At 73.6% G+C, this 12,393-nt stretch carries 9 protein-coding genes; 8 read left to right on the top strand and 1 reads right to left on the bottom strand.

Annotated features, from left to right (window positions below; all coding sequences use genetic code 11):
* Positions 1-2 precede the first annotated feature (2 nt).
* The 6 genes from DEJ48_RS32400 to DEJ48_RS32425 all read left to right on the top strand — a co-directional run bounded on the left by DEJ48_RS32400 (position 3) and on the right by DEJ48_RS32425 (position 9,777).
* The gene (locus DEJ48_RS32400; protein ID WP_150219716.1) at positions 3-818 is read left to right on the top strand and encodes a MetQ/NlpA family ABC transporter substrate-binding protein; all 816 of its coding nucleotides are present in this window, start codon (positions 3-5) and stop codon (positions 816-818) included.
* Positions 819-959: 141 nt separating this feature from the next.
* Positions 960-1,643, top strand: coding sequence for a GNAT family N-acetyltransferase (locus DEJ48_RS32405; protein ID WP_150221528.1), 684 nt, complete (start codon positions 960-962; stop codon positions 1,641-1,643).
* Positions 1,644-1,743: 100 nt separating this feature from the next.
* On the top strand, positions 1,744-2,958 hold the full coding sequence (cbiE, locus tag DEJ48_RS32410; RefSeq protein ID WP_150219717.1) for a precorrin-6y C5,15-methyltransferase (decarboxylating) subunit CbiE: 1,215 nt from the start codon (positions 1,744-1,746) through the stop codon (positions 2,956-2,958).
* 356 nt (positions 2,959-3,314) lie between these two features.
* Positions 3,315-7,352, top strand: coding sequence for a nicotinate-nucleotide--dimethylbenzimidazole phosphoribosyltransferase (gene cobT, locus DEJ48_RS32415; protein ID WP_150219718.1), 4,038 nt, complete (start codon positions 3,315-3,317; stop codon positions 7,350-7,352).
* Between the two features lie 283 nt (positions 7,353-7,635).
* Entirely contained in the window at positions 7,636-8,868 is a 1,233-nt protein-coding gene (gene cobA, locus DEJ48_RS32420; RefSeq protein WP_150221529.1) for a uroporphyrinogen-III C-methyltransferase, read from the top strand.
* Positions 8,869-8,958: 90 nt separating this feature from the next.
* The gene (locus tag DEJ48_RS32425; protein ID WP_150219719.1) at positions 8,959-9,777 is read left to right on the top strand and encodes a TrmH family RNA methyltransferase; all 819 of its coding nucleotides are present in this window, start codon (positions 8,959-8,961) and stop codon (positions 9,775-9,777) included.
* On the opposite strand, the gene DEJ48_RS32430 is transcribed toward DEJ48_RS32425, so the two are convergent.
* Positions 9,778-11,136 (bottom strand): serine/threonine-protein kinase, encoded by a 1,359-nt coding sequence (locus tag DEJ48_RS32430; RefSeq protein WP_150221530.1) that lies wholly within the window; start codon positions 11,134-11,136, stop codon positions 9,778-9,780.
* Between the two features lie 196 nt (positions 11,137-11,332).
* On the opposite strand from DEJ48_RS32430, the gene DEJ48_RS32435 reads away from it, so the two are divergent.
* Positions 11,333-11,611: a hypothetical protein gene (locus tag DEJ48_RS32435; RefSeq protein ID WP_150219720.1), complete on the top strand. Its 279-nt coding sequence runs from the start codon at positions 11,333-11,335 to the stop codon at positions 11,609-11,611.
* 199 nt (positions 11,612-11,810) lie between these two features.
* Complete coding sequence (locus tag DEJ48_RS32440) at positions 11,811-12,014, top strand: hypothetical protein (protein ID WP_055569527.1); 204 nt, start codon at positions 11,811-11,813, stop codon at positions 12,012-12,014.
* Positions 12,015-12,393: the final 379 nt, after the last annotated feature.

Below are 12,393 nucleotides of genomic sequence, written 5' to 3' on the forward strand. Positions count from 1 at the left end.
CCGTGCGTACGTCCGCCATCGCCGCCGCGGCGGGGACCCTGGCCCTCGCGCTCGGCCTCACCGCGTGCGGCGCGGACGACCGGAGCGACGGCGCGCTCGTGGTCGGCGCCACGCCGACCCCGGCCGGCGAGGTCCTCACGTACATCCAGCAGAACCTGGCGAAGAAGGAGGGACTGGACCTCAAGATCACGGAGTTCACGGACTACGTCACGCCGAACACCGCGCTCCAAGAGGGCTCCCTCGACGCCAACCTGTACCAGCACACCCCGTACCTCGAGGATTTCAACGCGTCCAAGAAGACGGACCTCGTGCCGGTCACCGAGGTGTACCTGCCCCCCATGGGCGTGTACGCGCACAAGATCAAGGACATCGCGAAGCTCCCCGCGGGAGCGACCGTCGGCGTCCCGAACGACACGACCAACGAGGGCCGGGCGCTCCAGCTGCTCGCCTCCAAGGGCCTCATCGGACTCAAGAAGGGCGTCGGCGGCACCGCCACGCCCGAGGACATCACGTCCAACCCGAAGAAGCTCACCGTCAAGGCACTCGAACCGGCGCAGCTCCCGCGCTCGCTCGACGACCTCGACGCGGCGGTCATCAACAACAACTACGCGCTCGACGCCGACCTGAGCCCCAAGAAGGACGCCATCCTCCTGGAGTCGTCGAAGGGCAATCCCTACAACAACGTCCTCGCCGTCAAGAAGAGCGACAAGGACGACCCGCGGGTGCGCAAGCTCGCGAAACTGCTCCGCTCGCCCGAGGTGAAGAAGTTCATCGAGGACAAGTACAAGGGGTCCGTCCTGCCCGTCGAGGCGGCCTGACCGGCCTCCCGCGCGCGTGCCACCAACGGGGTCCTCTCCCGCACCGGGAGAGGACCCCGTGGTGCGTCTGTGCCCGTGCATGCTGCATGCTGGGCACTTCAGAAGACCGAAAGGTGAAGGTCCTTCAGGTCTATGAAGGGTATGGAGCGGCGCATGACTACAGCCTCCTCGGGCACAGCGGGCACATCGGGGTTCCCCGACATCTCCATCAGCACGGAGCGGTTGGTGCTGCGCCCTCTCGAAGAGGCCGACGTCCCCGCGTACGCGGAGATGATGAACGACGAACTCGTCACGGCCTGGACCTCCGTGCCCCAGCCCTACACCGAGGCCGTCGCGCTCGACTGGATCGAGCACCGCGCCCCCGCCGAACGTTCCGAGGGCCGCGGCATCGTCCTCGCCGTCACCGAGTTCCTCACCCAGCGACTTGTCGGCATCATCCAACTCCGGCACACCGACTGGCGGGTGCGCTCCACCGAGCTGAGCTATGTCGTGGCTCCCTGGGCGCGCGGCGAGGGGTACGCGTCCGAGGCCGCGCTCGCCACCGCCCAATGGCTCTTCCACGACCAGAAGTTCGAACGCATCGAGCTGCGCACCGCCGCCGACAACACCGCCGCCCAGCAGGTCGCCCAGAAGATCGGCTGCATCAGTGAGGGCGTCCTGCGCGGCGCCTGGATAGCGCGCACGAGGAACGGCGGCGACCCGTTCGGCGGCTGGCTCGAGCTGCGCACCGACCTCATCGTCTGGAGCCTGCTCCCCGAAGACCTCGAAGGCGTCTCCGAGAGCCTCGCCGACAGCGGGTTCTCCGCCTACTCCGACTGGAACTGAGTTCCGGTCCCAGCGGGTACGCTCGCCCTGGTCCGGTGCCCTGCTCCGCAGCCGCCGCCCCCGCACTGACGACCCGCGAGAACCCAGGAGACAGACGACGATGGCCGACCGGGTCACGGTGATCGGCTGGGACGGTACGCCGCTGACCGCCGCGGCACGCTCGGCGCTCGGCGCCGCCACGCTCGTGGCGGGCGCCGCCCACCACCTGGCACTGGACGAGGTCCCCGCCCGCGCCGAAAGGATCCGCCTCGGCAGCGTGGGCCTCGCGGCCCGCCGCATCGCCGCCCACCGCGGCACCGCCGTCGTGCTCGCCGACGGAGACCCCGGCTTCTTCGGTGTCGTACGCACCCTGCGCGCCCCGGAATTCGGCCTGGAGGTCGAAGTGGTGCCCGCCGTCTCCTCCGTCGCCCAGGCCTTCGCCCGCGCGGGCATGCCGTGGGACGACGCCGAGGTCGTGGTCGCCCACCGCCGCACCCTGCGCCGCGCCGTGAACGTCTGCCGCGCCCACCACAAGGTCGCCGTCCTCACCTCGCCCGGCGCGGGCCCCGCCGAACTCGGCCTGCTGCTCCAGGGCGTCCACCGCACCTTCGTGATCTGTGAGGAGCTCGGCACCGAACGCGAGCAGGTCTCCGTCGTCACCTCCGAGAAGGCCGCCGACCACAGCTGGCGCGACCCGAACGTCGTCATCGTCATCGGCGGCGCCGCCGCGGCCGCCGACACCGGCTGGACCATGGGCCGCGAACCGGGCGCCGGACCGCGCGGCTGGGCACTGCCCGCCGCGGAGTACGGCGGCGACATCTGGCTCGGCGAGGGCGAGAGCGACCGGCTGCGGGCCGCGCAACTCGCCCGCCTCGGGCCGCGCGTGGGAGACCTCGTCTGGGACATCGGCTGCGGCAGCGGCGCCTTCACCGCGGAGGCAGCGCGGTTCGGCGCCGCGGTGATCGCCGTCGACAGCGACCCCGACGCCCTAGGCCGCACGACGGCCGCCGTCCGGCGCTTCGGCGTCCAGGCCCAGACCGTGCACGGCATCGCCCCGCACGTCCTCGAAGACCTGCCCGAACCCGATGTCGTACGCGTCGGGGGCGGGGGAGCGGCGGTGGTCTCCGCGGTCGCCGACCGCCGCCCGGAACGCATCGTGACCCACGCCGCGACACGCGACGCCGCCGAACTCATCGGCAGGGATCTGAACGAGCACGGATACGCCGTACAGTGCGCTCTCCTGCAATCCGTGGAGCTCGACACACGGGCATGGCGGGAGGAGAAGCGGACCGTGGTGTTCCTGCTCTCGGGGCGGCTGCCCGACCGTTCCCCGTGACCCTGCCGGCGTGCGGTGCGGGGTAGGCTGGCCGATTGTTGTACTGCACCCGGGTGCCAGGGAATTCGTTGGCCGATGTCCGGAAAGCTCGTCCGGTTTCGGGGGGTGTGTGGTACGGCATGACCGGAGGACGCGCAACGTGGCGCAGTCCACAGCGGGCCGTGGCCGATCAAGCTGCCACGGCGGCGGACGGACAGGGACAATGCCTGTTGTCCGGCGCGCGGTTCGTGCCGCGGGGCGCACACGCTCGTTGAGGATGACGGGCGGTTGGTGCGCCGCTCCGGGCAATGGGACCTCCCCGGCCGAAGGCTGAGGGGCGGTCGAAGAAGCACTAACCGATGGGCGAGGGGTTACGCATGACCGACACCGGCCAGGTCCCGGGTGAGGGACTGCCGGAGGGCGCAGGCAACGATGTGCCGTCCGGGCCCGTGCAGGGCATGGGGGCGCAGCAGCCGGGCGTTCCCGCTCCGGGTGCGTATCCCTTTGCCGATCCCGCCGCCGCTCCCGCCGACGAGGACGACCTGCTGCTGATGCCGGGCGCCCAGGGCGCGTGGGGCGAGGGCCTCGCGGCGCAGGGCGGATACGTCGGCCAGCCGGCCCACGCCGCCCATCAGCCGGGACCGCACGAGACGTCCGGCAGGGACAGCGGTTCGGTCGACCTGAACGGCGTCCGGCTGCCCGGCTCCACTCCGGCGCCCTCGCATCCGGGTCCCGCCCGTCGTCCGCTGCACCACGGCCCGTCGGGCCCCGCCGTGCCGGACGGCTCGGGGAGCCCGGTGCGTTCGCTCGCCGACCGCGGGCCCGCGGGTGTGACGCCCGCGCCCGCTCCTGCTCCGCAGCATGTCGCGCAGGCCCGCCACGCGGGGCCGCCGACCGGACCCGAGTACCTCGACATCCCGCGGGACGAGGCGGGGCTGCCGCTGCCGGGACCGCAGCTCGGCGAGATCCCGCCGCAGGGCGCGACGCCGTGGGCGTCGCCGCAGGAGCGGGCGGCCGGTCAGGAGCAGGCCGGTCAGGAGCAGACCGGGCAGGAGGCGTACGGCGCACCAGCAGAAACGGTCGTCCCGCACGTCACGGAGGCCCCGGCCGCCACGGAGGTCCCGGCCGACACAGGTGTCCCCGTGGGCGCTGGCGTCCCGGTCGGTACAGGCGTCCCGGTCGGCACAGGCGTCCCGGAAGCCGCGGGTGACGCACCCGTCGCACCGGCACCGCAGGCCACGGACGTGCCGCAGGCGCAGGACGCCGTGCCCTTCGCGCTCCCGACCGAGGCGCCCGAGCTGTCCGAGGTGCCCGAGGTGCCTTCGGCCGCCGCCGTGGGCGCCCCCGACTTCCCGCACGCCGCGGACGCCGGCGCAGGCCAGGCCGACCCCGTGGCGCAGCAGGGCGCCGAGCTCGGCCAGGTCCCGTCGGAGGAGCAGCAGTTCCCCGTCGCGGAGCAGCCCGCGTTCGCGCAGGCCGTGCCCGCCGGTGTCGGCGGGCCCGCGTTCGCCGTCGCCTCCGCCCAGCCGTGGGACGGCGCGCAGATCCCGCACGCCCCCGAGGCCGTACAGCCCAACTTCGCCCCCGAGGCCCGGCATGCCGCGCCGGGCCCGCACCACCCCGAGGGGCAGCCCGCGCAGGGTCCTGCCGCGCCCGCGGACGCGCCGCTTCCCGGCGGGTTCGACGGCGCCCAAGGTCCCGCGCCCATCGGCCAGTTCGTGCCGGTGAACGGCACGGTCCCGACCACGCCCCACCTGGCCCCGACGCCGCCGCACCCCCTGGCCGTCCCGCAGGAGGACCCGGCCGCGCAGCCCGCTCCCGAGAGCGCCGAAGGCGCGGAGGGCGCCGAGGGGGCCGAAGGCGCGCCCGTCGAGGCCGCCTCCGCCCCGGCTGCGGAGACCCCGACGGCTGAGGCCACGCCCGCACCGGCCCCGGAGTTCGTGGCTCCGGCCGCGGACGCCCCGGCCGCCGAGCCCGTGACCCCCGAAGCCCCCGTCGGCGCCGACGTGACGCCGGAGGCCGCCGAGCAGCCCGCCGTCACCGTCCCCGCCCCGCGCGACGGCGCCCAGCCCACGCCGCTGCCCGATGCCGTGTCGGACGAGGCGACGGGGGAGGCCCCCGCCGGTGAAGCGGCGCGCGAGGCATCGTCCGAGGTCGCGGAGACCCCCCAGGTCCCGCCGGTCTCCGGTGTGCCCCGTATTGTCTCCTCTGCGGCGGCTCCGACCGAGTTCCCGGCCGCCCCCGAGACGGCCGACCCGGCCGACGAGTTGGACGAGGCCGACGAAGTCATCTCGTTCGAACCGATCGAAGCGAACGAAGTGACCGAAGTGGCCGAAGCACCCGAGATGGCCGAAGCGCCTGAAGCAGTCGTACCGGCCGCAGCCGCACCCGCGCCTGCGCCTGCCCCCCTGCCCGAGACGGCCGACGAGGCCGTGGCTCCCGCGGCCCCCGGGCAGTCCGAGGGCCCCGAGCTCCTCGCCCCCGTCGCCGCTCCGGACGCCCCTGAGGCGGGGGAGGGCGCGGACGCCGACGCCCCGGAGATCCTGATGGTCGCGCCCGCCGACGCGGGCGGCGCCCCGGCGCCCGAGGCACAGACGCAGGCAGAGGCACACGCCGAAGTCGGGACCGACGCCGAGGCCGGAGAGTCCGCCCCGGAACTCGCCGAGCCCGTCGCGTCCCCCGGCACCGCCGCTCCCGGCTACGCCGACGCCGAGCGCGAGGCCATCCTGCGCGTCATGCGCGAGCGCCGCGACATCCGCAACGGCTTCCGCAGCGACGCCATCCCGCACGAGGTGCTGCTCCGCGTGCTGGAGGCCGCGCACACCGCGCCGTCGGTCGGCCACTCCCAGCCCTGGGACTTCGTCGTCATCAAGTCCGCCGAGACCCGGCGCTCGATGCACGAACTGGCCGCGCGCCAGCGCGACGCGTACGCCAAGTCCCTCCCCAAGGGCCGCGCGAAGCAGTTCAAGGAACTGAAGATCGAGGCCATCCTCGACACCCCGGTGAACATCGTCGTCACCGCCGACCCCACCCGCGGCGGCCGCCACACCCTCGGCCGGCACACCCAGCCGCAGATGGCCCCCTACTCCTCGGCGCTCGCCGTCGAGAACCTCTGGCTCGCCGCGCGTGCCGAAGGCCTCGGCGTCGGCTGGGTCAGCTTCTTCGACGAGCGCGAGATGGTGCGCGCCCTCGGCCTGCCCGAGCACCTCGAAGTCGTGGCGTACCTCTGCGTGGGGTACGTCGACGAGTTCCCGGACGAGCCCGAGCTGATGCAGGCCGGCTGGTCCAAGCGCCGCCCGCTCTCCTGGGTCGTCCACGAGGAGACGTACGGCCGCCGCGCCCTGCCCGGCGAGGACCCGCACGACTTGCTCGCCGAGACCGTGGCCAACATCCGTCCGCTGGACGCCAAGGCGCTCGGCGAGGCGTGGGAACGGCAGAAGCGGATGACGAAGCCGCCGGGCGCGCTCGGCATGCTGGAGATCATCTCCGCCCAGCTCTCCGGTCTCTCCCGGATGTGCCCGCCGCCCATCCCGGAGCCCGCGGCCGTCGCGATCTTCGCGGGCGACCACGGCGTGCACGCCCAGGGCGTCACCGCCTGGCCCCAGGAGGTGACCGCGCAGATGGTCGCCAACTTCCTCGGCGGCGGCGCGGTCTGCAACGCCTTCGCCAACCAGGTGGGTGCCGAGGTCTGCGTCATCGACGTCGGCGTGGCGAGCGAACTCCCGGCCACGCCTGGCCTGCTGCCCCGCAAGGTCCGCGCGGGCACGGCCGACATGACGACCGGACCCGCCCTGACCCGCGAAGAGGTCAAGGCGGCCATCGAGGTCGGCATCGAGACGGCCCGCGACCTCGTGGCGGCGGGCAACAAGGCGCTGCTGACGGGTGAGATGGGCATCGCGAACACGACGGCGTCCGCGGCCCTCATCTCCGTCTACACCGACACCGACCCGGCCGAGGTCACCGGTCGCGGTACAGGCATCAACGACGAGATGCACACCCGCAAGGTCGAGGTCGTCCGCCGCGCCCTGGACCTGCACCAGTGCGACCCCGCGGACCCGATCGGCGTCCTCGCGGCCATCGGTGGCCTGGAGCACGCGGCCATGGTGGGCCTGCTCCTCGGCGGCGCGTCCCTGCGTACGCCGGTGATCCTGGACGGCGTCAGCGCCGGCGCCGCCGCCCTGGTGGCCCGCGCCATCGCCCCCGAGGTCCTCGCGGCCTGCATCGCGGGACACCGCAGCGCGGAGCCCGGCCACGTGGCGGCCCTCAACAAGCTGGGCCTGCGCCCCCTGGTCGACCTGGACCTCCGCCTCGGCGAGGGCACGGGCGCGCTCCTGGCCCTGCCGGTGGTACAGAGCGCGGCCCGCGCGATGCACGAGGTGGCCACGTTCGACTCGGCGGGCGTCACCGAGAAGTAGTCACGGGGCCCACCCGTTCCCGCCGCCCGCGTTCGGGGGCAGGCGTTCCGCTGGAGGTCCCCCAGGTCCTCAAGACACCGGGGGAGGAACGGGTGGGCACGAACGCCCACGGCCCGCAGACGCACGACGGGGTTCGGGGCGGAGCCCCGGTTTCGGGAAGGGGCGGGCTCGGGGAAAGACACGCTCACCCGCCCAGCCATACTGAACCCGCACGTCGAAGCAGCCGCCCCACCGTCGCAGCGGCCCCCGCAACGCCCCGCACGAGGAGCCCCCAGCCATGCCGATGGCCGAAAACCCCGCCTACCCCGTAGGCCTCCGCCTCACCGGCCGCCGCGTCGTCGTCCTCGGCGGCGGTCAGGTCGCCCAGCGCCGCCTGCCGGCACTCATCAACGCGGGCGCGGACATCACCCTCGTATCCCCTTCGGCCACCCCCTCCGTGGAAGCGATGGCCGACGCGGGCGAGCTCACCTGGACCAGGCGCCGCTACGAGCCGGGCGACCTCCAGGACGCCTGGTACGCCCTGATCGCCACCAGCGACGCGGAGGCGAACACCCAGGCCTCCGCCGAGGCCGAGGCCCACCGCGTCTGGTGCGTGCGTTCCGACGACGCCGAGGAGGCCACCGCCTGGACCCCGGCCACGGGCCGCTCCGAGGGCGTCACGGTCGCCGTCCTCTCCTCCGACATCAACGACCGCGACCCCCGCCGCACCGCCGCCATCCGTGACGCGGTCGTCGAGGGCCTGCGCGACGGCAGCCTCGTCGCCCCGCACCTGCGCACCCGTAACCCCGGCGTCGCCCTCGTCGGCGGCGGCCCCGGCGACCCCGACCTGATCACCGTCCGCGGCCGCCGCCTCCTCGCCGCCGCCGACGTCGTCATTGCCGACCGGCTCGGCCCCCGCGACCTCCTCGACGAGCTGCCGCCGCACGTCGAGATCATCGACGCCGCCAAGATCCCGTACGGCCGTTTCATGGCCCAGGAGGCCATCAACAACGCCCTGATCGAGCACGCCAAGCAGGGCAAGGCCGTCGTCCGCCTGAAGGGCGGCGACCCGTACGTCTACGGCCGCGGCATGGAGGAGCTCCAGGCACTCGCCGAAGCGGGCATCACCTGCACCGTCGTACCCGGCATCTCCAGCTCGATCTCGGTGCCCTCGGCGGCCGGCATCCCCGTCACCCACCGCGGCGTCGCCCACGAGTTCACGGTGGTCAGCGGCCATGTGGCACCGGACGACGAGCGCTCCCTGGTCGACTGGGAGTCCCTCGCCAAACTGCGCGGCACCCTCGTGATCCTCATGGGCGTCGACAAGATCGGCAAGATCGCGGCGGCACTGATCGCCCACGGCAAGGCGGCCGACACCCCGCTCGCCCTCATCCAGGAGGGCACGACGGCCGCCCAGCGTCGTGTCGACGCCACGCTCGGCACGGTCGCCGAAGCGGTCCGCACCCACGAGGTGAAGCCCCCCGCCGTCATCGTGATCGGGGACGTCGTGAAGGTCGGCCCCGAGCCCCTCGCGTGACGCACGTACCGCCCACCCCCAAGTAACCAGCGGTAACGGAACCTCTCCGCAGCCGTTGGCACCACACCCAGGACAAGGCAGTATCACCCTGTGGCTGATCTCATCACCGTCGACGACCCCGACGACCCGCGCCTGCGCGACTACACAGGCCTGACCGACGTCGAGCTGCGCCGCAAGCGCGAACCGGCCGAGGGACTGTTCATCGCGGAGGGCGAGAAGGTCATCAGACGGGCCAAGGACGCCGGGTACGAGATGCGGTCCATGCTGCTCTCGGCCAAGTGGGTCGACGTCATGCGCGACGTCATCGACGAGCTCCCGGCCCCGGTGTACGCGGTCAGCCCCGACCTCGCCGAGCGGGTCACCGGCTACCACGTGCACCGCGGCGCCCTCGCCTCCATGCAGCGCAAGCCGCTGCCCACCGCCGACGAGCTCCTCGCGACCACTCGCCGCGTCGTCGTCATGGAGGCGGTCAACGACCACACCAACATCGGCGCGATCTTCCGCTCGGCCGCCGCGCTCGGCATGGACGCGGTGCTGCTCTCCCCGGACTGCGCCGACCCGCTGTACCGCCGCTCGGTGAAGGTCTCGATGGGCGCGGTCTTCTCCGTGCCGTACGCCCGCCTGGAGTCCTGGCCCAAGGGCCTGGAGGGAGTGCGCGAGGCCGGCTTCGACCTGCTCGCCCTCACCCCCGACGAGAAGGCCAAGTCGCTGGACGAGGTGGCACCGCACCGCATGGACCGTGTCGCCCTGATGCTCGGCGCCGAGGGCGACGGTCTCTCCACCCAGGCGCTGGTCGCCGCCGACGAATGGGTCCGCATCCCGATGGCCCACGGCGTGGACTCGCTCAACGTGGGCGCGGCGGCCGCGGTGGCGTTCTACGCGGTGGCGACGGGCCGTCCGAACCTCTGATCAGCCGCGGGCACCGTGCGGTCCCGGACCGACCGCCCCGCCCTGTGCGGGCTGCTGCTGGTGCACGCCCGTGTCGCCGAGGCTCCGCGCGGGCCCCTGGCACCCCTGCGCCGCCGCGATGCCGAGTGCCACCAGCAGCGTCACGACCACGAACACGAAGATCCGCTGTCGCAGCAGCCGCGGGTTGGCGGGCCCCCTCCGGCCCGTCCCCGTGGTGCGCGGACCCGGACGCCCGCCACGCGTCGTGTTGCGCGGCCCCGAGGGCCGGGAACCCGAGCCGGACCGCGAGGCGCCGGGGCGGGAGGCCCCGGTCCGCGACGAGCCGGTGCGCGAGGCTCCCGTCCGGGACGAGCCGGTACGCGAAGGGCCGGTCCGCGGCGCCGCCGTCCGGGACGAGCCGGAGCGCGGCGGGGGAGTGAAGCCCGGGGCGGCACGCCGCTGGGTGCGCTCGTCCAGGTAGCCGTCGGCGAGCCGGCCGGTGGGCCGGTCGTGGTCCTGGCGGGGCGCGGGCGGCCGGACGTCGCCGATCCCCTGCGCCTCGCGGGCGGCGATCTCCTTCAGCCGCAGCGACAGCTGCAGCGTGCTGGGGCGTTCCTCCGGGTCCTTCGCCAGGCAGGCCCTGATGAGCGGCGCGAGCGCGTCGGGCACGCCGTGCAGCTGCGCCTCCTCGTGGACCACCCGGTACAGCATGACCTCGGAACTGCCGTGCCCGAAGGGTGAGTCCGCCATGCCCGCGTAGGCCAGCGTGGCGCCGAGCGCGAAGACGTCGGTCGCGGGGGTGACGGCGGCGCCGCGCACCTGCTCGGGAGCGAGGAAGCCGGGCGATCCCACGGCGGTGCCGACATGCGTCAGGGTCGAGGCGCCGGTGGCCCACGCGATCCCGAAGTCGATGATCCGCGGCCCCTTGGGGGACAGCAGGATGTTGGACGGCTTGAGGTCACGGTGCACGACACCGGCCTCGTGCACGGCCACGAGTCCCTCGGCGAGCGCCGAACCGACCACGGCCACGTCGGCCGCGGAGAGCGGGCCCTCGGCGGCGACCTTGTCGTGCAGCGAGGGCCCGGGAACGTACTGCGTGGCGAACCACGGCCGGTCGGCGTCCAGGTCGGCGGCGACGAGCCGCGCGGTGCAGCCGCCCCTGATCCTGCGTGCGGCGGAGACCTCGCGGGCGAACCGCGACCGGAACTCCTGATCCTCCGCCAGGTCGGGCCGGATCACCTTGAGGGCGACGCGCTGCCCCCGCCGGTCCGACCCCAAATAGACGACCCCCATGCCGCCGGCGCCCAGGCGCCTGTGCAGCCTGAACGAGCCGACGACACGCGGGTCCTCGCGCCGGAGCCGCATCATCGCCATGTCCATCCCCGCTACCCGGTCCGTCTGACGAGCCACAGCTTACGTTTCCGCGGCCGGGCACGTGCAGAGGCCGCGCCCTCGCGGGGCGATCGATTGTCAGTGCCGGGTGGGAAACTTGAAGAGTGGTCAGGGGGCGCGGTGCGTGGGGTCGTTGCCGCGGACCCTCACGCCAACCATCCATCGCTGAAGGGGGATTGATCCCGTGAAGGGTGATCGCGTGGAGATAGTCGTGGATGCCGGTGACACGACCCGGACGTACGAAGTGGTGGCGAGCAGGGCGGGCCGCCGGGTGGAGACGGCGGTGCGCAGGGGAGTGGTGGAAGTGAGCGAAGTCACCCGTAGCGGCTCGGTGGTCCGCACGGCGCGCTTCATGGCCACACGGGTCCTGGCCCTGGTCGAGCAACCCGTCCCCAGGGAGGACTCCTCCGAGGTCAGGGCCGCCCCCTCAGGGTCTTCCCCGAGTCCTAGGACCACGTCCTAGGCCCCCATCTCCACCCACGGGAGTACGTGCGCGCCGATCGGTCATCCTCCGGGAGGCCAGGCATTCGGTACGAGGGCATGACGCCCGGCAGGTCCCGCGGACCTAGATTTGAGGTCAAGCGGCGGGTGTAGCACTCGTCCCCCGAGGTCAGACACTCGCCGCTTGCCAAAACCACATCGAAGCGGTCAGGAGAGGAATCATGGCGGACACGGCACCGCGGACCATGATCCGCACGCAAGGGCGCAGGTTCTCCGCGTTCGGCGTCCGCCCGTCCGGCACGCGCCACCCCCTGGTGGCGACGGCCATGGTCCTCCCCCTGGCAGCCCTGCTCGTGGTCGTCTTCGGCGGCTGGGAAGCAGTGGTCACACAAGCGTCGTCCGTGGGCGTGATGCTGGGGCGCTGAGCGGCGCCCCAGGCCCGGAAGAGCGGTCCGGGCGGGGACATCCGGCCATGAAACCCCGTGGGGACGGGGGTGCGGCGGACGGCAGAATGCCCGCGCAGCTGGGGAGCTGCGCGGGCATTGCCATGTCCGGCGGCGCGCCCGACGGATGACGCCCCCTCGGCACACAGCGACTCGCACCGCCGAGCCCGCCCTCGTCCCGACCGCAACGCGAGGACGCAATGCAGCCCCTCCGCCCGGCACAGGCCGGACGCACCTTGTCGGGCACGCCGACGCCGCCCTCCGCCGGGCCCCGCCCGCGGCGAGGGGGCGCTCCACCGGGCACGCCGACGCCGTCGGCGAGGGTATGGCGCCGCCGAAGGCGCTCCCCTCCGCCCGGTCC

Origin of the sequence: Streptomyces venezuelae (assembly GCF_008642315.1) — a bacterium.
In the GTDB taxonomy this organism is placed as follows: Bacteria; Actinomycetota; Actinomycetes; order Streptomycetales; family Streptomycetaceae; genus Streptomyces; species Streptomyces venezuelae_D.